The 24,161-nt window shown below is 50.8% G+C and carries 21 protein-coding genes; 7 read left to right on the forward strand and 14 right to left on the reverse strand.

The annotated features are described in order from the left end of the window. Positions 1 to 495 precede the first annotated feature (495 nt). Positions 496 to 1,695, reverse strand: a complete 1,200-nt coding sequence (gene tyrS / locus OMQ46_RS09360; RefSeq protein ID WP_266236508.1) for a tyrosine--tRNA ligase — start codon at positions 1,693 to 1,695, stop codon at positions 496 to 498. Between the two features lie 129 nt (positions 1,696 to 1,824). Here tyrS and OMQ46_RS09365 point away from each other — a divergent pair, with 129 nt between their 5' ends. Both OMQ46_RS09365 and OMQ46_RS09370 read left to right on the forward strand, forming a co-directional pair. Further along, positions 1,825 to 3,414: an OapA family protein gene (locus tag OMQ46_RS09365; protein WP_266236509.1), complete on the forward strand. Its 1,590-nt coding sequence runs from the start codon at positions 1,825 to 1,827 to the stop codon at positions 3,412 to 3,414. Between the two features lie 4 nt (positions 3,415 to 3,418). Continuing rightward, entirely contained in the window at positions 3,419 to 4,540 is a 1,122-nt protein-coding gene (locus tag OMQ46_RS09370; protein ID WP_266236510.1) for an anhydro-N-acetylmuramic acid kinase, read from the forward strand. On the opposite strand, the gene gcvH is transcribed toward OMQ46_RS09370, so the two are convergent. The 4 genes from gcvH to glgC are packed head-to-tail and all read right to left on the reverse strand — an operon-like array spanning position 4,516 to position 9,290. Next, positions 4,516 to 4,902: a glycine cleavage system protein GcvH gene (gene gcvH, locus OMQ46_RS09375; protein ID WP_266236511.1), complete on the reverse strand. Its 387-nt coding sequence runs from the start codon at positions 4,900 to 4,902 to the stop codon at positions 4,516 to 4,518. The genes OMQ46_RS09370 and gcvH overlap by 25 nt on opposite strands. After that, a complete protein-coding gene (gene malQ / locus OMQ46_RS09380) occupies positions 4,902 to 6,350 on the reverse strand; it encodes a 4-alpha-glucanotransferase (protein ID WP_266236512.1) in 1,449 nt (482 codons plus the stop codon). The genes gcvH and malQ overlap by 1 nt, the downstream gene beginning before the upstream one ends. Continuing rightward, positions 6,350 to 8,032 (reverse strand): glycoside hydrolase family 57 protein, encoded by a 1,683-nt coding sequence (locus tag OMQ46_RS09385; RefSeq protein ID WP_266236513.1) that lies wholly within the window; start codon positions 8,030 to 8,032, stop codon positions 6,350 to 6,352. The genes malQ and OMQ46_RS09385 overlap by 1 nt, the downstream gene beginning before the upstream one ends. Then, a complete protein-coding gene (gene glgC, locus OMQ46_RS09390; RefSeq protein WP_266236514.1) occupies positions 8,022 to 9,290 on the reverse strand; it encodes a glucose-1-phosphate adenylyltransferase in 1,269 nt (422 codons plus the stop codon). The genes OMQ46_RS09385 and glgC overlap by 11 nt, the downstream gene beginning before the upstream one ends. A 100-nt stretch (positions 9,291 to 9,390) precedes the next feature. Between glgC and glgB the strand changes: the two genes are divergently transcribed. Both glgB and ppk2 read left to right on the forward strand, forming a co-directional pair. Further along, positions 9,391 to 11,571 (forward strand): 1,4-alpha-glucan branching protein GlgB, encoded by a 2,181-nt coding sequence (glgB, locus tag OMQ46_RS09395; RefSeq protein ID WP_266236515.1) that lies wholly within the window; start codon positions 9,391 to 9,393, stop codon positions 11,569 to 11,571. Between the two features lie 11 nt (positions 11,572 to 11,582). Beyond that, positions 11,583 to 12,362 carry a polyphosphate kinase 2 gene (gene ppk2, locus OMQ46_RS09400; RefSeq protein ID WP_266236516.1) on the forward strand — a complete coding sequence of 260 codons (780 nt, stop codon included), beginning with the start codon at positions 11,583 to 11,585 and terminating at the stop codon, positions 12,360 to 12,362. Positions 12,363 to 12,365: 3 nt separating this feature from the next. Here the strand turns inward: ppk2 and pgi are convergent, their stop codons facing one another. The 7 genes from pgi to ndk are packed head-to-tail and all read right to left on the reverse strand — an operon-like array spanning position 12,366 to position 19,668. Next, positions 12,366 to 14,003 carry a glucose-6-phosphate isomerase gene (gene pgi / locus OMQ46_RS09405; RefSeq protein WP_266236517.1) on the reverse strand — a complete coding sequence of 546 codons (1,638 nt, stop codon included), beginning with the start codon at positions 14,001 to 14,003 and terminating at the stop codon, positions 12,366 to 12,368. Positions 14,004 to 14,032: 29 nt separating this feature from the next. Then, positions 14,033 to 15,289: a histidine--tRNA ligase gene (hisS, locus tag OMQ46_RS09410; RefSeq protein WP_266236518.1), complete on the reverse strand. Its 1,257-nt coding sequence runs from the start codon at positions 15,287 to 15,289 to the stop codon at positions 14,033 to 14,035. A gap of 2 nt (positions 15,290 to 15,291) precedes the next feature. Then, a complete protein-coding gene (ispG, locus tag OMQ46_RS09415) occupies positions 15,292 to 16,416 on the reverse strand; it encodes a flavodoxin-dependent (E)-4-hydroxy-3-methylbut-2-enyl-diphosphate synthase (protein WP_266236519.1) in 1,125 nt (374 codons plus the stop codon). Beyond that, positions 16,416 to 17,360 carry a RodZ domain-containing protein gene (locus OMQ46_RS09420; RefSeq protein WP_266236520.1) on the reverse strand — a complete coding sequence of 315 codons (945 nt, stop codon included), beginning with the start codon at positions 17,358 to 17,360 and terminating at the stop codon, positions 16,416 to 16,418. The genes ispG and OMQ46_RS09420 overlap by 1 nt, the downstream gene beginning before the upstream one ends. Next, positions 17,360 to 18,124, reverse strand: coding sequence for a type IV pilus biogenesis/stability protein PilW (pilW, locus tag OMQ46_RS09425; protein WP_266236521.1), 765 nt, complete (start codon positions 18,122 to 18,124; stop codon positions 17,360 to 17,362). Before pilW ends, OMQ46_RS09420 begins: the two co-directional genes overlap by 1 nt. Beyond that, positions 18,121 to 19,227, reverse strand: a complete 1,107-nt coding sequence (gene rlmN / locus OMQ46_RS09430; RefSeq protein WP_266236523.1) for a 23S rRNA (adenine(2503)-C(2))-methyltransferase RlmN — start codon at positions 19,225 to 19,227, stop codon at positions 18,121 to 18,123. Before rlmN ends, pilW begins: the two co-directional genes overlap by 4 nt. Positions 19,228 to 19,236: 9 nt before the next feature. After that, positions 19,237 to 19,668: a nucleoside-diphosphate kinase gene (gene ndk, locus OMQ46_RS09435; RefSeq protein WP_266236524.1), complete on the reverse strand. Its 432-nt coding sequence runs from the start codon at positions 19,666 to 19,668 to the stop codon at positions 19,237 to 19,239. A 172-nt stretch (positions 19,669 to 19,840) separates the two neighbouring features. Here ndk and OMQ46_RS09440 point away from each other — a divergent pair, with 172 nt between their 5' ends. Next, positions 19,841 to 20,716, forward strand: coding sequence for an NAD(+) kinase (locus OMQ46_RS09440; RefSeq protein ID WP_266236525.1), 876 nt, complete (start codon positions 19,841 to 19,843; stop codon positions 20,714 to 20,716). Beyond that, positions 20,710 to 22,383 (forward strand): DNA repair protein RecN, encoded by a 1,674-nt coding sequence (gene recN / locus OMQ46_RS09445; protein WP_266236526.1) that lies wholly within the window; start codon positions 20,710 to 20,712, stop codon positions 22,381 to 22,383. The genes OMQ46_RS09440 and recN overlap by 7 nt, the downstream gene beginning before the upstream one ends. Here the strand turns inward: recN and fur are convergent, their stop codons facing one another. After that, positions 22,384 to 22,806, reverse strand: coding sequence for a ferric iron uptake transcriptional regulator (fur, locus tag OMQ46_RS09450; RefSeq protein WP_266236527.1), 423 nt, complete (start codon positions 22,804 to 22,806; stop codon positions 22,384 to 22,386). It abuts the gene before it with no gap. 78 nt (positions 22,807 to 22,884) lie between these two features. Between fur and OMQ46_RS09455 the strand changes: the two genes are divergently transcribed. Further along, positions 22,885 to 23,475: an outer membrane protein assembly factor BamE gene (locus OMQ46_RS09455; protein WP_266236528.1), complete on the forward strand. Its 591-nt coding sequence runs from the start codon at positions 22,885 to 22,887 to the stop codon at positions 23,473 to 23,475. A gap of 50 nt (positions 23,476 to 23,525) precedes the next feature. On the opposite strand, the gene OMQ46_RS09460 is transcribed toward OMQ46_RS09455, so the two are convergent. Next, on the reverse strand, positions 23,526 to 24,158 hold the full coding sequence (locus tag OMQ46_RS09460) for a carbonic anhydrase (RefSeq protein ID WP_323135154.1): 633 nt from the start codon (positions 24,156 to 24,158) through the stop codon (positions 23,526 to 23,528). Between the last annotated feature and the right edge of the window lie 3 nt (positions 24,159 to 24,161).

The raw sequence follows: 24,161 nt of genomic DNA on the forward strand, positions 1-24,161 counted from the left end.
TGCCGCCAGCGTTCAATCTGAGCCATGATCAAACTCTTCAGTTTAATTTTGGCGAAACCTTATTTAAGTCAAGGCTTCAAAACTTTTGATTGACGTTAGCATGTAAATGCTATCCGTCAGGTTTTCTAGCAACCTAACGTAAGCACCCACACAAATTACTTGATACTGTTTTGTTAAAGAGCGTTGCTTGCAGAACTCGCTGCAGCAAAGAAGCGAGAATTATACAGCTCATCGCCAGACTGTCAAACATTTTTTGTTGCTTGGCTGCCTGATTGTGCTTAGCTGCTTAACAACGAAGAGGCGCATTCTACAGCTTAATCCGGACCGGTCAACAGGAAGAAATTCCCATTGTGTCAGTTAACAGCGTAGAGGCTTGAAATACCAAATTAAAATAAATTATTTTTGTGTAACTTTACACACGGAAAGATGCTTTTTACCTGGTTTAAAAACAAAAACGGCGGTTACATAACCGCCGTTTTGCAGACCGATTTTTAATTAAGCCGCGGTTATGCGGGCAAACTTGCGTTTACCTACCTGGAAGACGCCTTCGAGTCCTGCCTGGATCAACATCGATTTATCTGACACTTTTTCACCATCAATTTTTACCGCCCCCTGCTTGATCATTCTCATCGCATCAGAGGTGCTGCTGGTGAGCCCTGCCTCTTTGAGCACATTGGCAATCAACATACCTTCATCCCCCACAGCCAAGCTTATTTCCGGAATATCATCCGGCAGTTCGCCTTTCTTGAACTGATTTTCAAACCCCAGACGCGCATCGCTACCGGCTTGCTCACCATGGAAACGGGCTACCATCTCTTCAGCGAACTCTTTTTTGATTTCGATGGGGTTACGTCCCTGCTCGACCTGCTGACGCCACTCATCAATTTCAGTCACATTGCGGAAACTGAGCAGTTCGATGTAACGCCACATTAAATCATCGGAAATTGACATCAGCTTGCCGAAGATATCTTTAGGGCTATCGTTGATACCTATATAGTTGTTCAGCGACTTGGACATCTTCTGAACACCGTCCAGGCCTTCCAGAATCGGCATGGTCAATATGCATTGTGCTGGCTTACCATAAGATTTTTGCAGTTCCCGGCCCATCAACAGGTTAAACTTCTGATCGGTGCCCCCCAGTTCGACATCAGCTTCCAGCACCACAGAGTCATAGCCTTGTATTAAAGGATAGAGGAACTCATGAATCGCGATGGGCTGACCGTTCGTGTAGCGCTTATGGAAGTCATCGCGTTCCAGCATCCGGGCAACCGTGTGATTGGAGGCAAGACGAATCATGTCTGCAGACGACATTTCATTCATCCAGTGTGAGTTGAAGACGACCTCGGTTTTTTCACGGTCAAGAATTTTGAATACCTGCTCCTGATACGTGACTGCGTTCTGTTTCACCTGCTCTGGAGTCAGCGGTTGGCGGGTGACATTTTTACCGGTCGGGTCACCAATCATGCCGGTAAAGTCACCAATCAGAAACAGGATCTGATGTCCCATATCCTGGAACTGTTTCAACTTGTTAAGCAGAACTGTATGCCCCAGATGCAGATCCGGTGCTGTTGGATCGAAACCTGCCTTGATGCGTAATGGCTTACCTGATTCGAGCTTCTCAATCAGTTCTTTTTCCACCAGGATTTCATCAGCACCGCGGCGAATCTCTGCCATCGCCTCTTGAACAGGGATCATTTATGCACTCCGAGTATGTAATTGTGATGGCGGGCAATATTATCACAAGAAGGTTGCAGGAAGGGGTTCCAATTCTGCTGAAATGCTGCCAGAATTGAGCGAATTTATAATTTCACCAAGAGTTTGCATATGAAACGTAACAGACTTCTGAGCAATTCGCCTCATGCACGACTGTTTAGCAGTGAAAAAGCCAGCCATAGCAAACGACATCATATTCTTCTCTTATCCTTCTTGACTGTCATTGGTGTGTTTTTAACAACCATCGTATTGGCGACCAGCACACCGGTCAGCACCGATACGCAATCACAGACCATCCAACTCCCCGGTCAGAGCAGCCATCAGATTAAACCCAGCAATATCAGTCAGCAGGAGAGTCAAATTCAGGCGCTGCCAGAGAGAGCATCCGGAACTGAGGCTATGGGTGTCAATGCACCCGCTGTAAGCCGCGTACCCGTCCCTAATCGCGAAGACATCAATGTTGCTGAGCCCGCTCAGCTCGAGCAGATACATCTGGAAGAATCCAAGCTGGAATATGATGACAAAGCTTCCCTGGAAAACAGCGCACCTGAAGTCGACGTTTCAGCAGCCGAACTACCCGTCTCACCATTAGAGTGGCAGGAAATTACGGTTGAATCAGGTGACAATTTATCTCTGTTATTTCCCAGAGCCGGCCTGTCTGCCCGTGATGTTTACAACGTGGCTCAGTCTGGTGATGGCATTAAACCGCTGCTCAATCTCAAGCCAGGCCAGGTCCTCCGCTTTGGGCTGTCTCAGGTGGAAAACGTCCCCACACTGGAAAAACTTGAGCTGAAACTGAGCCCGGTAGAGACCCTGCAATTAACCAAAACAGAAAACGGCTACCAAACTGAAACTCTTACGCGTGAATTCGACAGCCGTCAGAAACAGGTCGCCGGTCAAATCGAAAGCTCATTATTCGAAGCCGGCCTTAAAGCCGGTATGTCAAACAAACTCATCATGGAAATGGCCCATATTTTCGGCTGGGATATCGACTTTGCGCTGGATCTGCGTCAAGGCGACAATTTCAAGGTCATCTTTGAAGAATCCTACCTTGATGGTGAGAAGTTTGATGACGGTGACATTCTGGCTGCGGAGTTTACTAATCGTGGTACGACCTTCCGCGCAGTACGCTACACTGACCCAGAGGGTAACAGTCATTTTTACACACCTGAAGGTCATAGCATGCGCAAGACCTTCACACGAACACCCGTTCATTTCTCTCGCATCAGTTCACGGTTTAACCCCAATCGCCTGCACCCGGTTCTGAAGACTTCTCGCCCTCACCGCGGTGTCGACTACGCAGCGCCCACTGGCACGCCTATTCTGGCTACGGGTGATGGTAAAGTTGAATTTGTAGGTACCAAAGGGGGTTATGGTCGGACAGTGGTACTGTCGCATGGCGGCAAATACACAACGCTCTATGCCCACATGTCACGCTTCAAGAAAGGCATGAGAAACGGACAGCGTGTAAAACAGGGGCAGACTATTGGCTATATCGGCAGCAGTGGACTTGCTACCGGTCCCCACCTGCATTATGAATTCCGTATCAATGGTGTTCACCACAATCCATTGACGGTCGCTTTGCCTAAAGCAGAACCGCTTAATGCCAAATACATGGCTGCGTTCAAACAACAGTCACACCCCTTGCTGGCACAACTGGAAGCGCTGAAACTGCCAGCACTGGCATTCAACCAGCAGTAAGCTTATGGCTCTCTATATTGGCGTCATGTCAGGCACCAGTCTGGACGGGATCGATGTTGCTATCGTCAACATTGATGCTCATGCTATCTCTTTGAAAGCGGCCGAGACCTTCCCCTTTAACGACAGCCTACGGAAGGACTTGCTCAAGCTCATCAACGCCGGCAGAGCGCACTTGCAGCAGCTGGGGCAAATAGATATGGCACTGGGTTATGCCTATAGCGATGCCATCAATCAGTTGCTTACAGAGACGCATATCCCGGCAGACGACATCGAAGCCGTCGGATGCCATGGTCAAACGGTCTATCACGCTCCCGATGCTGCCTATCCTTTCAGTATGCAAATCGGCAATGCCCATGTTATTGCTGAGAAAACCGGCATTGATACTGTCGCTGACTTTCGTCAGCACGATATGATCCTGGGCGGTCAGGGGGCACCCTTGGTACCGGCTTTTCATCAGGCCCTGTTTCAGCATTCAGAACGTAACCGGGTGATCGCCAACATCGGTGGTATCGGTAATATCACCGTTTTGCCTGTTGGCAATGCCGATGCCGTGACCGGCTTCGACACCGGTCCGGGCAACGTGCTGCTGGATCAGTGGTATCAGCAGCATCACAATGACCTCTATGATGACAACGGTCAGTGGGCGCGTGATGGTGAGGTCGATCCAGCCCTGCTGAATCTGCTGATGAATGATCCGTTCTTTTTTCAGGCAGCGCCCAAGAGCACAGGGCGTGAATATTTCAATCTCAACTGGCTGACACAGAAGCTGGCCGAACTGGATAAGCCGATTAAAGCAAAAGCAGTACAGAAAACCCTGTTACAGATGACCGCGAACTCAATGAGCGGGGCTATCCGGCAATATGCGGACAGTACTGATGAAGTGTATGTCTGTGGCGGCGGTGCTCATAACGAGGTGTTGATGCAGGCGCTGCGCGATTCACTGCCTGGCATGAAAGTGGAGACTACCGCTGATTTGGGCTTGGCACCAGACTGGGTAGAAGCCTGCGCCTTCGCCTGGTTGGCCCGGCAATACATGCATCATCAGCCGGGTAATCTGCCTTCGGTTACCGGTGCCCGAAAAGCGACGTTACTGGGTGCGCTTTATTCATCCAGCGCTGCATCGTAAGTAAAACTATCCAACAAGTGCTCACTGCTTGCCGTTTCATCGGCGCTGAGCTTGAATAACCAGCCTGCTCCAAATGCATCCTGATTGACTAGCTCCGGATCCTGTTCCAACTCCTGATTGACACTGAGTATTGTCCCCGTGACCGGCATGTGAATATCCGAAGCAGATTTAACTGATTCGATAAACATGCACACATCACCGGCCTCAAACTGACTGCCAGGCGTGGGTAAGGAAACGAAAACCACATCACCAAGCTGATCCTGGGCAAAGTCAGTGATGCCGACTGTCATTTCATTCCCCTCTTCCTCATTCACCCATTCATGAGTCGGTGCATAACGCAGATGATCCGGGTTGGCGTCCATCAGAGTCTCCCATACAAACCGTTAAGTGCATGCAATCTTGCCGCAATACTGCTATCGACGCTATCCCAGCTGAATTGCCAGCACCAGTTACCATCGGTTGTGCCGGGAATATTCATCCGATGAGCCCCATCCAGCGATAATAAGTCCTGCATTGGCACTACAGCGAGTTCTGACACCGAGGACAATGCGGTTCGAATCAGTAACCAAGGCATGTTTTCAGTACTGTCACCCATATAAGCGTGGAAGTGTGCTTTTACATGGGGCTCCAGTGACTGATACCAGCCCAGCGTTGTATTGTTATCATGCGTACCGGTGTACGTCACGCTGTCAACACATTGCTGATGTGGTAAGTAGGGATTACTGGCATCACCACCAAAAGCAAACTGCAGGATTTTCATCCCGGGCATCGCATATTTTTCCCGCAGGGCTGTAACTTCAGGCGTGATGATACCCAGGTCCTCGGCAACCAGCGGTAATTCGCCAAAGTGAGTCAGCAGGCTGTCAAACAGCTGCTCTCCGGGTGCTGCAACCCACTGCCCATCAACCGCCGTTTCGCAACTGGCGGGAATTTCCCAGCAGGAATCAAAGCCACGGAAATGATCGATACGAATTAAATCAAAACATTCAAGCTGTGTCTGCAGACGACGGTGCCACCAGTCAAAATGCTGTTCGATATGCTTTGACCACTCATAAAGCGGGTTTCCCCAGCGCTGACCGGTCTCTGAGAAGTAATCAGGAGGGACACCGGCAACACGGGTGGGCTGACCGCTATCATCAAGTGTAAAGAGCTCCGGTTCGGCCCACACATCGGCACTGTCATGTGCTACGAAAATCGGCATATCACCAAATAATTTGACGCCGCGTTCATTGGCATAAGCTCTCAGTTGGTGCCACTGACGAAAGAAAATAAACTGTTCAAAACGACGAATGGTGAGTGCATCTTTACGCTCGATTGCGACGCTCTCAAGGGCTTCAGGCTCCCGATCACGCAACTCCGGCGACCACTCAAACCAAGGTCGTGACTGGTTGAGATGACGCAGCTCACGGAATAGTACATAGTCATCCAGCCAGTACCGCTGCTGTTCGCAAAAACCATTAAAAGCTTCACGCTCAGTCTCGTCAGCACGCAAATCGAACTGACGATAGGCATGCGCCATCAGGCGCGACATTTTAGGGTCATTTAATTTGGCTGGCTCAGCCCAAGGCTGCGATTTCAGCAATTCACGACAGATCAGTCGGTTATTTCCAGCATGTGCAGAGAGACACTGATAGGGAGAGCGGTCATCATGGGTCGGCCCCAGCGGCAGCATTTGCCAGACGGTCACCCCTGCTGATTGCAGGAAATCGACAAAACGATAGGCGTCTGCCCCCATATTGCCGGATGGCAGACTGGTAATGTGGAGCAGCACACCACTGCGTCGCTGATCGAATATATGAGCCTGTTGCATTAATTACCGCGACGCATCGTGCCGGCCTGTTCCATAATACCTCCGCCATGCGAAATCACTTCTGACAGCTTCTGTGGAACCTCCTCACCCAGCATCTGATACAAATTGGAAAGATGCAAACGATACAGGCGCTCAAAATCACTGACACTGTCAGCAGAATTGTAGTCACCGAACCACCAGAACCAGTCCGAGCCTTCACAGATGGCCAATTGCCGCTCCAGTGCCTGTTGTGTCTCCTCGTCAAACGCCTGACTGGCCATCACCCGGTCGAAGGTTTTCTTGGCTTCGCTGAGTAAATCCCAGCCGCGATTTTTGTCCGGGTCACCAATCCAGGTTGAATAGGTACCAAAGACCCAGCTTCCGCCGACCATTTTGGGCAACTCGGCGGGCTGTACTCCGTTATGCAGACAATCACTGAAAGTGCAGAGTTCAATGTCCGGGTGTTCTGACAAACTTCGATACAGACTTTGCAGAAAGTAATAGCCGTTATAGGAGTAGTATTCCCATGCATTTTCACCGTCAAGAATGACCGATACGACCCGGTCAGGATCGCCCTCCGTGTTCTTTTTGATATTCAACAGGTGGTGGATAAAGTCGTTAACCGCATCATCCGCCCCCCACTTGGTGTAAATAAAGCCAATCATATCTGACAGACCATCATCACGGAAAAAGCAGGCCGGAGAAGCACCGGGCAATTTGTAGGGTTTATGGATGTTGGCATCAGCCATATCAGACAGTTTCAGACTGTTTCTGAGGACATTTTCGCCGGTAGCCGCCCATTCAAAGCCATGTTCGGCAATCACACTCAAAGTCTCTTCCGAGACGGCACCCTCTGAGGGCCAGCAGCCCTTGGGCCTGAAACCAAAGAAAGATTCAAATACCCTGAGCCCCTCTTCCATATGCCAGTGCGCACGCGCCTGACCACCGGGGTAGTGGGTGATCTCAGGCAGCACAGCATCGGGCATGGCTTCGAGCGTGGTATTAATATCCAGTAACAGAGGCACTATTGGATGAGCGTAAGGGGTGACGGAAAGCTCAACACGACCACTCTCAGCAAGGCGTTTATAGCGAGGAATCAAATCGCTCAACAGCTCACCGATGACCATCATCAGTTGTCGACGATCATGGAAGGTGTAGAGACGTCCTTTTTTCATCAACGCCTGAATCCGCACATCACTGCGACGAACCGATTCGGCCATCCACACCAGGTGATACCACACCAGCAGGTCGATCATGAACTGATCGTTGACGTAATTAAGGCGCTCTGGTTCTTCCAGTACCCAACGGGCCATTTCCACCAGTCGGGCGAAATGGGGGAAAGGCTCAATCAGTTTCTCTTCATTGGCGCGCAGACAAGCATTGATCAGTGTCTTGCGCTCTTCAGCATGCATGGGCTGTACTGGCGAGTCGAGCGCGATCAGCAATGGATCCTTGAGTCGGCCGGTTCCCTTGAAACGACCTTTGAGCTGATCGTCATAATCAGCCAGTTGTTCCAGCAGCGTAGGGGCAAAATTGACTACAGCCCTGGCGCCCGGAACATTTTCCAGGTGCCAGGCCATATCGACGTAATCTTTGATCGCGTGCAGATAGGTCCAGGGCAACTGATACATGCCGCCCATGGGCTCACTGTACTGCGGCTGGTGCATGTGCCAGCAGAGAACGACCTTGAGTTTATCTGACATAACGATAGTTTTGTCCTAACATTTCGGGTGTCACCAGAACGACACCTTTGGGTGAGACGTGATAGCGCTTGGCATCCTGTTCCGGGTCCTCACCAATGATTGTGCCTTCCGGAATCACACAGCCCTTATCAATCACGACTTTCTTCAAACGACAGTGACGGCCAATCGTGACATCCGGCAAGACGACGGCATCTTCAACCAGTGAATAGCTGTGTACTTCCACGTTAGAGAACAGCACAGAATGGCGAACTGTAGAGCCGGAAATAATGCAGCCTCCGGACACCATTGAGTCCACGGCCATACCACGACGATCATCATCATCGAATACGAACTTGGCAGGGGGCTGCTGTGCCTGATGAGTCCAGATAGGCCAGTCATCATCGTAAAGGTTGAGCTCAGGGGTGACGCCGATCAATTCCAGGTTGGCAGACCAGAACGCGTCTATGGTGCCGACATCACGCCAGTAGCCGGGATCGTTGCCCTGTACATCTTTGTAAGGAAAGGCAACGACTTTATAGTTTTTGATCAAACTGGGGATGATGTCATGCCCGAAATCATGCGTTGAACTGCGGGTGTCTGCATCCTTGATCAGTTGCTCGTAGAGAAACGCTGCATTGAAAACATAAATACCCATGGATGCCAGCGCCACATCATCACGCCCGGGCATTGGGGTTGGGTGTTCAGGCTTTTCATCAAACGCGACGATGCGTCTGTTGACATCCACAGACATAACCCCCAGCGCTTTTGCTTCGCTGATCGGCACCTCAATACATCCGATGGTCATATCGGCATTTTGAGCAACATGCTCTGCCAGCATATCACCGTAGTCCATTTTGTAAATATGATCGCCAGCAAGAATCAACACATATTCAGGACCATGGTTACGCAGGATATCGATATTCTGATAAACCGCATCCGCTGTCCCCTCATACCAGCCTTTTTCATTACGTTGGGATGCGGGTAGAAGCTCGACAAACTCGCCCAGTGCACCCCGCATAAAGCCCCAGCCCTGCTGGATGTGTCTAATCAATGAGTGAGCTTTGTACTGCGTCAAAACCCCCACCCGGCGAATACCTGAGTTCACACAGTTGGATAGCGGGAAATCAATGATGCGAAATTTACCACCAAAAGGCACAGCAGGCTTCGCTCTCCAGTCAGTCAACTGCTTGAGTCTGGACCCACGGCCACCAGCCAGAATTAGTGCCAAGGTATCCCGCGTCAGGCGACTGACAAAACGCGTGCTGTTGTTATCACTCATACGATAATTCTCCGGCCAAAGCCCTATGATTTGTGGTGTAATACTGTTAGCCTGCCATAAGCGTATGGCGGTCAGCAATTAAAAGATTATACGGGATATTATGGCGATGATTTTTGACAAGAATTTGAACGATGACATTATAAAAATCATTGAAGCGCGCCATCATGATCCTTTCAGTGTGTTGGGTTTGCATCAGCAAAATGACAAGGCCATCGTCCGTGCATTTCTGCCAGATACTGCGGAAGCAAAAATCGATAACACACTGCCGATGACTCGGATTGAGGGCACGGATGTTTTTATCTGGCTGGGGCATGCCAGCGAAATAAAATGGCCCTATAAAATCCATCGTCAGCGTCACAATGGTGAAGCCGTCGCTTTCCATGACGCCTACAGCATCATGCCACAGCTATCTGAATACGATTTGCATCTGTTTTCAGAAGGCAAACACTGGCACGCCTACAAAATTCTGGGCGCCCATACTTATGAAGTTGAGGGTATTAAAGGGACTTTGTTTGCCACCTGGGCACCAGGTGCTGAACGGGTCAGCGTCGTCGGTAATTTCAATCAGTGGGATGGCCGCAGACATCCGATGCGGGTTCGCGGCGACACCGGTGTCTGGGAGTTATTTATTCCCGAGTTGGAACCCGGTGAACTTTACAAATTTGAAATACGCAGCCGCCATGATGGTGCCCTGCATTTGAAAATGGATCCATACGGTCAGCAGTGTGAACTCCGTCCCGGCACTGCCTCAGTAGTCACCCGCCCCAGCCTGCATCAATGGCAGGACGAAGACTGGATGGATGCCCGCGAACATGCCGACTGGCTGCACGAACCTCATTCGGTCTATGAAGTCCACATGGGCTCCTGGAAACGTCATGCCGACGGCCGCTTTTACAGCTACCGGGAAATGGCTGAAGATCTGGTGCCCTATGTCAGCAGGATGGGGTTTACCCACATTGAATTACTGCCGGTCACCGAGCATCCACTGGATATTTCCTGGGGTTATCAGACCACTGGATATTTTGCGCCCACCAGCCGTTTTGGCAGCCCGGATGATCTGCGTTATTTCATAGACTGCTGCCACCAGCATAATATTGGTGTGTTACTCGACTGGGTACCCGGTCATTTTCCCAAAGATGCACACGGTCTGGCCCGTTTTGATGGCACGGCGCTCTATGAACATGCTGATCCACGGCGTGGGGAACATCAGGACTGGGGAACGCTGATCTTTAACTATGGCCGCAGCGAGGTGTTTAACTTTTTACTCTCCAGTGCCTTCTATTGGCTGGAGGAGTTTCACATTGATGGTCTGCGTGTCGACGCCGTCGCTTCCATGCTGTATCTGGATTATTCCCGAAAAGAGGGGCAATGGTTACCCAACCAGTATGGTGGCCGCGAAAACCTGGAAGTCATCGATTTTCTGAAGCACGTCAATAGCGTGCTGCACAAAGAACATCCGGGCTGCATTATTGCCGCCGAAGAATCCACGTCGTATCCGATGATTTCAAGGCCGACACATATGGGCGGTCTGGGCTTTTCAATGAAGTGGAATATGGGCTGGATGCATGACATTCTGGAGTATATGCAACAGGACCCGATCCATCGGCGTTATCATCATGACGCGCTGACTTTTGGTCTGCTCTACGCATTTACCGAAAACTTTGTCCTGCCGTTCTCCCATGATGAAGTGGTCCATGGCAAGCGCTCGATGCTCTACAAAATGCCCGGTGATGAATGGCAACGTTTTGCCAACCTGAGATTACTCTATACCTTTATGTATAGCTATCCGGGCAAGAAACTGCTGTTCATGGGCTGCGAGTTCGGTCAGGGCAATGAATGGAACTGCGAAACGGCGCTGGACTGGTATGTGCTGGATTATCCGATTCATCAGGGGCTGCAGCAACTGGTGTCGGATCTTAATCACCTCTACCGGGAAACCCCGGCGCTGCATGCGCACGATTTTGATCCACATGGCTTTGAATGGATTGACTGTAATGACCGTGAACATTCGGTACTGAGCTATCTGCGTAAAGATGCCAGCAGTCATATTGTGGCTGTGTTTAACTTCACACCGGTTCCTCGTGATGATTACCGCATCGGCGTCCCTGAAGCCGGTAGCTATGAAATTATTATCAATTCCGACTCGGAATTTTATAACGGGAGCAATTATCACAATTTGCCGGTCATCGAGAGTGAGAGTTTACCGAGTGCAGACCGCCCCCACTCCATCCGGGTTAACTTGCCTCCCCTGTCCGGTTTGATCCTCAAAAAACAACATTAAAGGGCCATCAGATGTCCCGTCCCAAGCGAATCTCACGCAGTTACTATCAACAGCAGAAAGAACGCTTGCAAATAGAACTGCTGAAGGTACAGGAATGGGCAGCTGAAAACGGCGAGCGTATTGCCATCCTGTTTGAAGGCCGTGATGCCGCCGGCAAGGGGGGCGCGATTAAACGCTTTGCTGAACACCTCAATCCGCGCGGCGCCCGCATTGTCGCGCTGGGCAAACCCAGCAATGTCGAGCAGGGTCAGTGGTATTTCCAGCGCTACCTGTCGCAGTTACCATCGGCAGGTGAAATCGTCATGTTTGATCGCAGCTGGTACAACCGGGCCGGCGTTGAGAAAGTGATGGGCTTTACCAACGAAGAAAAATATCAACTGTTTCTGCAACAGGCTCCCGAACTGGAGCGTTTACTGATTGACGATGGCCTCAGGTTGTTCAAATACTGGTTTTCCATCAGTCGCAAGGAGCAGGAAGCGCGGTTTGAAGCCCGGCGTAAAAATCCCCTGAAGACCTGGAAACTGAGCCCGGTGGATATCGCTGCGCAGGAAAAATGGGAACAGTACAGTGAAGCGCGGGATAAGATGTTTCAGTTGACGCATACCACTCACTCTCCGTGGACAGTCGTTGAAGCCAATGACAAACGCGCAGCACGCATCAATTGTATGCGGCACTTCCTGTATCACCTGCCCTATTCAGGCAAAGATAAAACCCTGGTGAAAATGCCGGATGATACGCAGGTCTACCTGCCGCCCTACCCGGCATTCAAGCGCCGGGCGAGCGATAAATAAGACTTATTGCCGCAGCTCACGAATCAGTTTAATCAAACTGGTGGTTGAACTGTCATGGGATGAGATTTCAGAACCATCCTGTAGGTCAGGAATGATCGCTTTTGCCAGCTGCTTACCAAGCTCCACCCCCCATTGGTCGAAGGAATTGATATTCCAGACTACGCCCTGAACAAAGACTTTGTGCTCATACAAGGCGACCAGCTGACCCAGCATTTCCGGAGTCAGTTTGGGGAATATAAGGACATTGCTGGGACGATTGCCCGGAAAGACTTTATGCGGCAACAGGGCTTCCAGCGCTTTACCTTCAAAGCCCTCTTTGACCAGTTCGGCACGGACTTCCTCAGCCGTTTTACCCTTCATCAGCGCTTCAGCCTGAGCAAGACCATTTGCCAGTAGGATAGACTGATGGTCACACTCCGGATAATGGCTGTTAACCGGCAGGACAAAATCAACCGGGATCAGTTGGGTTCCCTGATGAATCAGCTGGAAGTAGGCATGCTGACCGTTAGTGCCCGGCGTACCCCAAATCACCGGACCGGTTTTGTAATTGATGCGCGCCCCTTCACGATTGATAAATTTGCCGTTGCTCTCCATATCGAGCTGTTGCATATGACTGGGGAAACGTGCCAGTGAATGATCATAGGGCACAATGGCATGGGTCTGGGCATTGAAGAAATTGATGTACCAGATTCCCAACAGCCCCATGATAACCGGAATGTTCTCCGCCAGCGGCTGATTACGGAAGTGCTGGTCCATCTGGAATCCACCTTCGAGCAGACGTTCGAAGTTATCCATCCCCACATAGAGCACGATTGGCAGACCGATAGCACTCCAGAGTGAGTAGCGACCGCCAACCCAGTCCCAGATTTCGAACATATTCTCGGTGTCGATTCCAAACTTGGCCACTTCTTTGGCGTTGGTGGAAACGGCTACAAAGTGTTTGGCGACATCTTCCTGGCTGCCTGATTTAAGAAACCAGTTACGTGCCGACTGGGCATTCGTCAGCGTTTCCTGAGTGGTGAAGGTTTTTGAGGCGACGACAAACAAGGTCGTTTCCGGGTTGAGCTTTTCCAGTGTGGTACTGAGATCCGTGCCATCGACATTAGAGACGAAGTGCACACTGATACCTTCAATGCCATAAGGTTCCAGCGCATCGCAGATCATGGCCGGCCCCAGGTCGGAGCCACCAATCCCGATATTCACAATATCAGTCATTTTCTTGCCGCTGTAACCCAGCCAGCTGCCATTATGAACCTGCTCAGAGAAACGGCGCATCTTGTCCAACACCGCGTTGACTTCCGGCATCACATCATTGCCATCGACCATCACCGGTGTATTGGCACGGTTACGCAGCGCCGTGTGCAGCACGGCACGAACCTCGGTGTGATTGATAGTGTCACCCTTGAACATTTTCTCAATCCAGTCCTCAAGCTCGACGGCTTCAGCCAACTGAATCAGCTTGTCCATGGTTTCCTGGGTAATCCGGTTTTTGGAATAATCCAGCAACAGTTCACCGCTCTGGGCGGAAAAACGTTCAAAACGGCCGGAATCCAGGGCGAATTGCTCGCGCATTGAGAGGTATTTCAGGTCCTCATAGTGACGGACCAGAGATTGCCATTCAGGTATGTTCAAAGGTGTCATAGTTCTGCTATATCTTTAATTATTTATAATTATTGACGGAGGTGCGTTGCCAGGTCGCACCAACTGACGGTTTCCTGTTCACCGGTGGCCATGGTTTTGACACCGACCGTCTCGTTGTTGATTTCTTCCTCGCCCAGAATCAGCGTCCAGCGTGCACCACTGCGATCAGCCCGTTTGAATTGGCTTTTAAAACTACCACCACCACAGTGGCTAATCAACTTAAAGCCCGGTATCTGATCGCGCAGCATTTCCGCCAGCACCGGTGCCTGCTCGGCAGCCAGTTCACCGACGGCGACTAAATAAGCATCCAGTTGTGGCCTTTCAGGCAAGGCATCGGTCGCTTCAAGCAACGCAATCAGCCTTTCAATACCGATGGCAAAACCGATTGCCGTCGCCCCTTTACCGCCCAGTTGCGCAACCAGTCCATCATAACGCCCACCGGCACACACTGTACCCTGCGAGCCGAGTTGGTCGGTTACCCATTCAAATACGGTTTTGCCGTAATAGTCCAGACCGCGAACCAGCTTCGGATTGATTTCATAGCTGATGCCCGCCTTGTCGAGCGTCCTGCAAAGAGCTTCAAAGTGAGTTCTGGACTCAGAGTCGAGATGATGAATGAGTTTAGGCGCGGCATCATTCAATGCCTGCATATCCGGGTTCTTACTGTCCAGAATGCGCAGCGGATTAGTGTGAAGCCGACGCAGACTGTCCTCATCGAGCTGGTCCTGATGAGCCTGGAAATATCGGATCAGTTCTTCGCGGTAAGCCAGGCGGGCGTCAGTTGACCCCAGAGAGTTAATTTGTAGTGTGATACCGGTCAGTCCCAGCGCTTTCCAGAGCCTGGCTGTCAACAGAATCATCTCGGCGTCAATATCGGGACCGTCAAAGCCATAAGCTTCGACACCGACCTGGTGAAACTGTCGGTAGCGTCCCTTTTGTGGACGTTCATGGCGGAACATCGGCCCCATGTACCAGAGTCGCTGAGTCTGGTTAAGCATCCCGTTCTGCATCGCTGCCCGCACGCAGCCTGCGGTGCCCTCGGGTCGCAGAGTCAGGCTGTCGCCATTGCGGTCATCGAAGGTGTACATCTCTTTTTCGACGATGTCGGTAACTTCGCCGATGGAGCGTTTGAATAATTCGGTTTTCTCTACGATAGGAAAGCGGATTTCCTGATACCCGTAGCCGCTCAGTACGGTCTTCAGAATGTGTTCAACTGCCTGCCAATAGGGCGTCACATCGGGGAGGATGTCATTCATTCCCCGAATAGAACGGATAATCTCTGCCACGTTTAACTGATGTCCTTTATCGGAATAATTTTATCTTTATCTGCCTGTGGTTGGCGCAGTGCGATACGTTGACGAATTTGTTTTTCCAGCTCATCCACCAGTGACTCATTATCCACTTTATGATTGGGTTTGCCGTCAACATAGAGCAGGTTGGGGGTACCGCCGGTCAGGCCGATAGCTGCCTCTTTGGCTTCACCCGGCCCATTGACAACGCAGCCGATAACAGCCACATCCATAGGCTCTGTAATGTCTTCCAGCCGGGCTTCCAGTGCGTTGACGGTAGAAATCACATCAAATTGCTGGCGTGAGCATGACGGACAGGCGATAAGGTTTACGCCCTTGTTCCGGATTCGCAGGCTTTTAAGAATATCGAAACCGACTTTGATTTCTTCGATCGGATCCGCTGCCAGCGAAATACGGATCGTATCGCCAATCCCTTCTGCCAGAAGCATACCCAGACCGATAGATGACTTCACAGCACCACTGCGCAGCCCACCCGCTTCGGTAATGCCCAAATGCAGGGGCTGTTCGATCTGATCGGCCAGCTTGCGATAAGCATGAACAGTCATAAACACATCCGAGGCTTTCAGACTCACCTTGAAATCAGGAAAGTTCAGACGGTCAAGAATGTCAATGTGGCGCAGCGCCGATTCAACCAGCGCATCCGGTGTCGGTTCACCGTATTTTTTCTGCAGTTCTTTTTCCAGAGAGCCGGCATTGACGCCGATACGGATTGGAATGCCGTAATCGCGAGCTTTATCAACCACGGCACGAACCCGATCTTCGCGACCAATATTGCCCGGGTTGATCCGCAGGCAGTCAACACCGAGCTCTGCCACTCGAAGCGCGATTTTATAGTCAAAATGAATATCGGCCACCAATGGGATGTTGACCTGCTTGCGGATTTGGCCGAAGGCTTCGGCCGCATCCATTGTGGGCACAGACACACGGACAATATCCGCTCCGACTTTTTGCAAAGCCTGAATTTGTTTGACTGTCGCAGCCACATCGGTGGTGGTGGTATTGGTCATGCTCTGGACAGCGACCGGCGCATCACCGCCTACCGGCACGTTTCCCACCATAATCTGGCGAGATTTTCTACGCTTGATATAGCTTGTGGTTTCCATCAGGACTCTACCCCCAAAGTCAGTCTCGCAACATCCCCCTGAGTGTATGGTGTTAAATCAACCTGCTCGTCATTTAAAAATACGGTCGCCGCATTAGCTCTGCCCAACAAGATGTTGAGTGTGTGTTCAGACGACAGTTCGAGTGAATCATCAGCTTGCATAACCTGACTCACAAGGACATCAGCATCATCGCTGGTGACTTCAACCCAGCACTCAGCAGTAAAGCTCATTCTGAGCGTCATTTTTTGACTGGCATCTGATGAAAGCTGAGTCTCGATCTGATTGACTTGTTGTGTGCTGTTATCTGTCTCTGCGGTGCTCTCTTCTAACCCAGCGATATCGTTGGTTCCGGACTCAATGTCTGTCTCGGGTGCCTGAGCCTGAGGGCCAGATTCAGAATCTGATAATGCCTCAATGGGCTGTGCTCTGGTTGTGACATCAGATTCAACAGGTTCGACAATACCATCGGCAAAACTGTCCTGCTCGGTTTCCGCACTGACTTGAGGCGCGACAACAGCGTTGTTCTGTTGGGCCAATTGCGTGGTTTGCCATTGCTGATAGGCCAGCCAGGCTACCAGCATGACAATCGCGATCAATGCCAGCATAAACCAGGGAAAGCTGCTTTCTTCACTCACATGCTGTTGCTGCCTGAGATTGACAGCCGGCTCAGTGGCCGTGTATTCCAAGTTGAACACGGCCAGCATTTCATCGTAAGGGAGCCCCAGAAATTTAACGTAGCTGGCAAAGTAACCGCGCGCATAGGTTCGACCGTTAAGACGCTCCCATTCCTGATTTTCAAGATAAGACACAATATCTTTAGTCAGGCGAAGCTGTGCTGCCACCTCAGCAATTGTGTATTTTTTCGCTTCACGAGCCTGTTTCAGTCGCTCGCCCAGTGTTGGCGTTGTGCTGGTCATGACGGGCTCTTCATGTGTTTCGCTCATCAGTCTATCAACCCTTGATTAACTATCTGCAGCTCATCAGAGTCAGGAAAACGTGATCGCAGAATCAGTGTGTAGCTGGATACCGCGTCCTGGTCATCCAGTTTGTTTTCGTTTTTTATCGCCAACAGTAGCGCCTGAGGCGTCCAGCTAGCTGCAGACTGATAGCGCTGGATATAACCCCGGGCTTGTAGATAATTCTGCTGTTCGTAGCTCAACTCTGCCATTCGCAGCAGAGATTTGGGCAGTGTCGGCTCAAGTTGCAATGCTTTACGGAAAAAAGCCTCTGCCTTATCGGGACTCGGAATCATGTTTGCACACAGGCCTGCATTTTCATAGGCTAGTTCCGGTGTTTCGTACAATGGATTCTCTACCGCTTTCATAAACCGGGCTTCGGCATCGTCATAGCGACCCTGATTACAGAGAAAAACACCGAAATTATTCTGAGCCTGAGAATAATCCGGCGCCCGCTCAACCGCCTCCAGAAAATGGCTTTCAGCCTTGTCGGTCTCGCCCAGTTGCTGATAAAGCAATGCAATGGTGTTGTGGGCACTGGGCAAATTCGGATTCTGTTTTAGTGCCTTTTGCAGTTTTTCCAGCGCTACCGCATAGTCACCGCGCTGCATATAATTGAGACCCAGCCGCATATTGATTTCAGCTGCTTTGGGATCCGGCGCGACATACTCCGGACGCGTACCTGTGCTGTTACATGCAGTCAGAAATGACAGCATTAACGCAAACGACCACTTCTGCAAGCCTTTGCTCATCGATACAACACGACCTCTCGCTGTTGGGCCATTCGCACGCTGCGACGGCTTTTATCCTGTACTTCACCGGCCAGCTGACCACATGCGGCCACGATGTCATCACCGCGGGTTTTTCGCACTGTCGCAACCAGTCCTTTGTCCATCAGGTATTGTTTGAAGCGCTCAATCTGATTGCGGGAAGAACATTCATAGTCTGTACCCGGAAACGGATTGAAAGGTATCAGGTTAATCTTGGTGGGCAGATCTTTCAAAATTCTGACCAAATCTCTGGCGTCCTGCATCGAATCATTGATCCCGGCCAGCATCACATATTCCACCGTGATGTGGCGTCGTTTCTGGTCACCGGCGACATAGCGTTTGCAGGCAGCGAGTAACTCCGAGATGGGATACTTCTGATTAATGGGCACGATCTTATCGCGCAGTTCGTCATTGGCTGCGTGCAAAGAAATCGCCAAACTGACATGGCAATCTTCACGCAGCTTATCGATCATAGGCACAATACCGGACGTACTGAGCGTCAAGCGGCGCCAGGAAATCCCGTAGCCGAAATCATCCCGCATCAGGTTCATCGCAGTCACCACATTGCTGTAATTAGCAAGCGGTTCGCCCATGCCCATCATCACGACATTGGTGACGACGCGGTTACCTTTCGGGTCTTTGCCGAGCGCTTCGTTTGCAATCCAGAGTTGAGCCACAATTTCAGCGGCCTCAAGATTACGGTTGAACCCTTGCTGCGCGGTTGAGCAGAAAGTACAGGTCAGGGCACAACCAACCTGCGATGACACGCAAAGCGTCCCGCGGCCGTCTTCCGGGATGAAGACTGTTTCAATGGCATTGCCACAGGCGAGTTTGATAATCCATTTACGGGTGCCGTCACGCGAGATATGCTCATGCATGACTTCCGGTAGACGGATCTCAGACACAGTCTGTAATTTTTCCCGCAGGGCTTTACTGAGATTGGTCATCTCGGCAAATTCCGTCACGCGATATTTATGTATCCATTGGAGCAACTGACGCGCACGGAAAGGCTTTTCGCCGAGTTCGACGAAAAACGCTTCCAGACCTTTAAGGTCCAACCCCAGCAGGTTCGTGCATTTAGTCATTTGAGCCTCTTAGCGGGTACGGGCACAGACTTCATCAGCTGAGAAGAAGTAAGCCACTTCACGCGCTGCACTCTCAACAGAGTCAGAACCGTGAACGGCGTTTTCATCAATGCTTTGAGCAAAGTCAGCGCGGATAGTACCGGCAGCGGCATCAGCCGGATTTGTCGCGCCCATCAGGTCACGATTGGTCAGCACTGCGTTGTCACCTTCCAGTACCTGAACCATCACCGGGCCGGAAGTCATGAAGCTGACCAGGGCACCGAAGAAAGGACGCTCTTTGTGCTCAGCATAAAAACCTTCTGCCTGTTCCTGCGACAGATGCATCATTTTGGCAGCAACGACCTGCAGACCGGCTTTTTCGAAGCGGGTGTAAATCTCACCGATGACATTTTTTGCAACTGCGTCAGGTTTGATGATAGAAAGTGTACGTTCAATCGCCATTTTGTTCCTCTGTTGGTTTGGTTAAATATAATAAAATCCCGTTATTCTACCATTTCTGCAGCCGCTAATATCAATGTTATCGACGAAATCCAGCGGCCCCGGCTTTTCGCTTTGGATTTTATGACAAAAGCTTTACTATCAGATGACGATTTCTCAGCAACGGAAGCCAGTTTTGACCACTGACCTAACCTTCAAACGCATTGGCCTGTTTATCCGTAAAGACGACACGGTGATGGAAAATGCCGTCGAGCGCGTGAACGCGTTTCTCAGCCAGGCCGGACTTGAAGTCGTCTGTAATGAAAAGCTGAGCTTTCTGCCGGATTTAACGCTGGTACCGGCGACAGCATTTCCGGCGCATTGTGATTTGACCATTGCGATTGGTGGTGATGGCACCCTGCTGTCTGCATCCAGGGCGCTCGCAGGTACCGACATGCCGATTGTCGGCGTCAATGTCGGTCGCCTGGGTTTTCTGGCTGATGTCACCCTGAATAATCTCGAACAGCAATTACAGCAAGTGATAAGCGGCCGTTATCGTGACGATCGTCGCTTCATGCTGCAGGCCCAGATACAGGGTCATGATGAAGCCCCCGGCATCGCGATGAATGATGTTGTCATTCATGCTCACCAGAACCTCCACATGATTGAGTTTGAAACCTACATCAACGGCAAGTTTCTCAACAGTCAGCGCGCCGATGGCCTGGTGATTGCCACACCGACGGGTTCCACCGCTTATGCGATGTCTGCCGGTGGCCCGATACTGGACGTTGATCTGGACGCCATCGTTCTGGCGTCAGTCTGCCCTCATACATTGAGCAACAGACCTTTGGTTGTCGCGGCTGACAACCGGATTGAAATCACCTTAAGTGAAAATAATATCACTACCGGTATGGTCACCTGTGATGGTCGACCCGGGCAGATTCTGCGTCCTGGCGATACTGTCAGAATAGAACGCCATCAAAGTCAAATCCGGCTATTGCATCTGGAAGATCACGACCATTATTCTATCCTCCGGGCAAAACTGGAATGGGGTAGAAAACTGACATGCTGACCAGCCTGAGTGTACGTAATCTGGCCGTTGTCGAAGACCTGGCTCTGACATTTGATACCGGTATGACATCCTTGACCGGTGAAACCGGGGCCGGTAAATCAATGCTGGTAGACGCACTGAGTCTGGTGTTGGGTGACCGTGCGGATTCCAATATGATTCGTCATGGTGCTGACCGCGCTGAAATCGAGGCGGATTTCAGCCTGAATGATAATTCCGTTCTACGTGACTGGCTCATCGATCAGGAATTGGATGATGACGAGCAGTGCCACCTGCGCCGTACCATCAGTCGAGATGGCCGCTCCAAAGGCTACATAAACGGTCGGGTCGTCCCCTTGACACAATTACGTGAAGTCAGCGAGCGCAGTATCGACATTCATGGCCAGCATGCACACCAGTCTCTGGTAAGACCCCAGACACAGCGCGAACTGCTGGACATTGTGGCCAAAAATAAAGCACTGCTTGATGAACTTAAAATCAGCTATCGCGATTGGCAGAACCTCAAACAGCAACTCGATAATCTGCAGCAGCAATCCGAGGAACAAAAAGCCCGTCAGGAGCTGCTGCAATATCAGGTTGATGAACTGGAGGCGCTGAACCTGTCGGAAGACAGCATTGCCGCTTTGCTACAGGAACAGGGTCAACTTGCCAATGCCTCGCAGCTTATCAGCGTCGCCGAATCCGGCCTGCACCAGATTTTTGATGCCGACCAGGCGGCTGCCTATGATGTACTGAGTCATGTTTTAAGCGAGTTGGAAAAACTGCAGGATTATGAGCCACGCTTTGCCAGTGCGGTGGAAACCCTCAACTCAGCGGTGATCAATCTGGATGAAACGGCAACCGATCTGCGTCATTACCTGGATAATGTCGAACTGGATCCGGGCCGACTCAACGACATCGAAAACCAGTTGTCCCTGCTGCACGAGTTGTCACGTAAACACCATGTGGAAATTGAACAGCTGCCGGCTTTGTTTCAATCACTCAGCCAGGAATTAGAAGCACTTACCGGCAGCGATGTAACCCTGGCCGATTTAGAAAAGCAGGTCACAACAAAAGAAAAGCACTGCCAAGAGCTGTGTGAAACATTACATCAGCGTCGTCACAAGGCAGCCGCGCCGCTGGCGGAACAAATTACACACTCTATCCGGCAATTGGCGATTCCGGCTGGCAGTATCAGTATTGAAGTCGAGGCTATTCCAGACGGCAAAATCACTGAACACGGCGCCGATCAGATTCGATTGCTGGTGAAGACCAACCCCGGTCAGCCCGCCGGTGATCTGGCTAAAGTCGCCTCAGGGGGTGAATTGGCTCGGATCAGCCTGGCAATCCAGGTTGTCACTGCCGGCCAGAGAACAGTGCCTACCCTGATTTTTGACGAAGTCGATGTCGGTATTGGGGGCAGTGTCGCTGAAGTGGTGGGCCAGCATCTGCGCGAACTGGCTGCCACTCAACAGGTCATCTGTATCACCCACCTACCTCAGGTTGCCGCACAGGCACATCATCAATTACAGGTCAGCAAAAAACACCGGGATGACAGCACGCACATCACGGTGGATAAGCTGGATAAAAACCAGCGTGTGGAGGAAATTGCCCGCATGTTAGGGGGCGTGAACCTGACCCAGAAAACCCGCTCTCATGCAGAGGAGATGCTGGATCAGGCCCAAAACTGACTAACGGTCGTTCTTGCAGTCTTCGCTGTTGCAGATGCCATAAATGTACAGGCTGTGGTCAGTCATTTCGAAGCCTTTTTCTTTGGCAATGGCTTTTTGGCGTTCCTCTATCACTTCATCATAAAACTCAATAATGCGATTGCATTTTACGCAAAACAGATGGTCATGATGTTCACCGCTTTCCAGTTCAAATACGGCATGGCCGCCTTCGATATTCAGGCGCGATACCAGGCCCGCGCCCTCAAACTGGGTCAGTACCCGATACACGGTGGCCAGTCCGATTTCCTCTCCCATTTCCAGTAATGCCTTATAAACATCTTCAGCACTCATGTGGCGCTGCTCGGCAGTTTCCAGGATTTCCAGTACTTTCAATCGGGGTAAAGTGACCTTAAGTCCGGCTTTTCGTAGATCTTGTCTTTCCATTATTGTTATCGCCTCGTAGAAATGCTGCGAATAGAGTATCATCGCAATCTGGTAATCAACTACATCAAGTAATACTAAATGAAAAGTTTCATCGTTTACAGCCTTTCCGTGACTGCGTTTTTACTCCTGTCTGCCTGCAGCACCGATAATATCCCAGGTCTGTATCAGATTGATGTTCAACAGGGCAACAATGTTGATCAGGAGATGATCAATAAACTCGAGCCCGGCATGACCAAGAATCAAGTGGCCTATGTCATGGGCACGCCATTATTGATTGATACCTTTCACCCCAACCGCTGGGACTACATATACAGCTACCAGCCCGGCGGCGAAGAACGTGAACAGCGGCGTATTACCCTCTACTTCAATGATGATGAGACTCTGAGTCATGTTGAAGGTGATACCCGAATTGTTGCCAGCCGTGAAGAGCTGCCACAGGCCGACCGTCAGGACAAAAACGTTGTTGTACCACTCAATCAACAGAAAACCGGATTCTTCGGTGGTTTGATGAATCTGATTGGACTGGGTGATGATGAGGAAGTAGAGATCATCGATGACCCAGAAAACACTGAAGAAGAGGCGCAGGAGGCTGCTAACAAAGCGATGATGGAAGAAGCCGCCGGTGGCGAACTTGATAGCGATACCGGCGCTGCCAGCGCACCTGAATAAACAAAAAAGGCGCTCTGACAGCGCCTTTTTATTGCTCCCTCACTCTCCAGCTAGGCCTGCGGTGGTTCAAACTGGTCTTTCTCGGCGTTATAGCAAAACAGTTCCCCAGCCGCCAGGTCGAAATACCAGCCGTGTATCTTCACTGAGCCTTTTTCTACACGCTCTCTGACAAAATCAAACCCCATCAGATTCTTTAACGACACCAGTATCGAGCGTTGCTCACAGGCTTTTAACTGGGCGGCATGGCTGTCCCCAGCATGATTCACCTTAACCCATTCCTTGGCTTCCTGGGCAATAGAGACCCAGCGATGGATAAACTGTGAATCATCCAGGCTTTCACTCTCCCACAAACCTTTTATGCCACCACAGTTAGCATGGCCCATCACTACAATGCTTTCTACGCCCAGGCCCTTGACCGCAAACTCAATGGCGGAACTGGTGCCATGATAATGCTGATCTTCCTCACAGGGCGGCACCAGGTTGGCGACATTACGCACTGTGAAAATGTCACCGGGGTCACAATCAGTCAAGATTGCCGGGTCCACTCTTGAGTCACAACAGGCCACCATCAGAATTTTGGTTGGCTGCCCTTCTTTCATGCTTGCGTAAAGCTTTTTGTCATCACCAAAGTAATTATTCTTGAAGCGTTGAAAACCTTCTAAAAGTTTGTAAGTGTGCGCCATAAT

The sequence above is a fragment of the Methylophaga sp. OBS1 genome, assembly GCF_026319365.1.

Bases quoted from the DNA above. Each gene is read 5' to 3' on its own strand.
- tyrS (WP_266236508.1), bottom strand. From the start codon at position 1,695: ATGATCCCTGTTCAAGAGGCGATGGCAGAGATTCGCCGCGGTGCTGAT.
- OMQ46_RS09365 (WP_266236509.1), top strand. From the start codon at position 1,825: ATGAAACGTAACAGACTTCTGAGCAATTCGCCTCATGCACGACTGTTT.
- OMQ46_RS09370 (WP_266236510.1), top strand. From the start codon at position 3,419: ATGGCTCTCTATATTGGCGTCATGTCAGGCACCAGTCTGGACGGGATC.
- gcvH (WP_266236511.1), bottom strand. From the start codon at position 4,902: ATGGACGCCAACCCGGATCATCTGCGTTATGCACCGACTCATGAATGG.
- malQ (WP_266236512.1), bottom strand. From the start codon at position 6,350: ATGCAACAGGCTCATATATTCGATCAGCGACGCAGTGGTGTGCTGCTC.
- OMQ46_RS09385 (WP_266236513.1), bottom strand. From the start codon at position 8,032: ATGTCAGATAAACTCAAGGTCGTTCTCTGCTGGCACATGCACCAGCCG.
- glgC (WP_266236514.1), bottom strand. From the start codon at position 9,290: ATGAGTGATAACAACAGCACGCGTTTTGTCAGTCGCCTGACGCGGGAT.
- glgB (WP_266236515.1), top strand. From the start codon at position 9,391: ATGGCGATGATTTTTGACAAGAATTTGAACGATGACATTATAAAAATC.
- ppk2 (WP_266236516.1), top strand. From the start codon at position 11,583: ATGTCCCGTCCCAAGCGAATCTCACGCAGTTACTATCAACAGCAGAAA.
- pgi (WP_266236517.1), bottom strand. From the start codon at position 14,003: ATGACACCTTTGAACATACCTGAATGGCAATCTCTGGTCCGTCACTAT.
- ispG (WP_266236519.1), bottom strand. From the start codon at position 16,416: ATGGAAACCACAAGCTATATCAAGCGTAGAAAATCTCGCCAGATTATG.
- OMQ46_RS09420 (WP_266236520.1), bottom strand. From the start codon at position 17,360: ATGAGCGAAACACATGAAGAGCCCGTCATGACCAGCACAACGCCAACA.
- pilW (WP_266236521.1), bottom strand. From the start codon at position 18,124: ATGAGCAAAGGCTTGCAGAAGTGGTCGTTTGCGTTAATGCTGTCATTT.
- rlmN (WP_266236523.1), bottom strand. From the start codon at position 19,227: ATGACTAAATGCACGAACCTGCTGGGGTTGGACCTTAAAGGTCTGGAA.
- ndk (WP_266236524.1), bottom strand. From the start codon at position 19,668: ATGGCGATTGAACGTACACTTTCTATCATCAAACCTGACGCAGTTGCA.
- recN (WP_266236526.1), top strand. From the start codon at position 20,710: ATGCTGACCAGCCTGAGTGTACGTAATCTGGCCGTTGTCGAAGACCTG.
- fur (WP_266236527.1), bottom strand. From the start codon at position 22,806: ATGGAAAGACAAGATCTACGAAAAGCCGGACTTAAGGTCACTTTACCC.
- OMQ46_RS09455 (WP_266236528.1), top strand. From the start codon at position 22,885: ATGAAAAGTTTCATCGTTTACAGCCTTTCCGTGACTGCGTTTTTACTC.
- OMQ46_RS09460 (WP_323135154.1), bottom strand. From the start codon at position 24,158: ATGGCGCACACTTACAAACTTTTAGAAGGTTTTCAACGCTTCAAGAAT.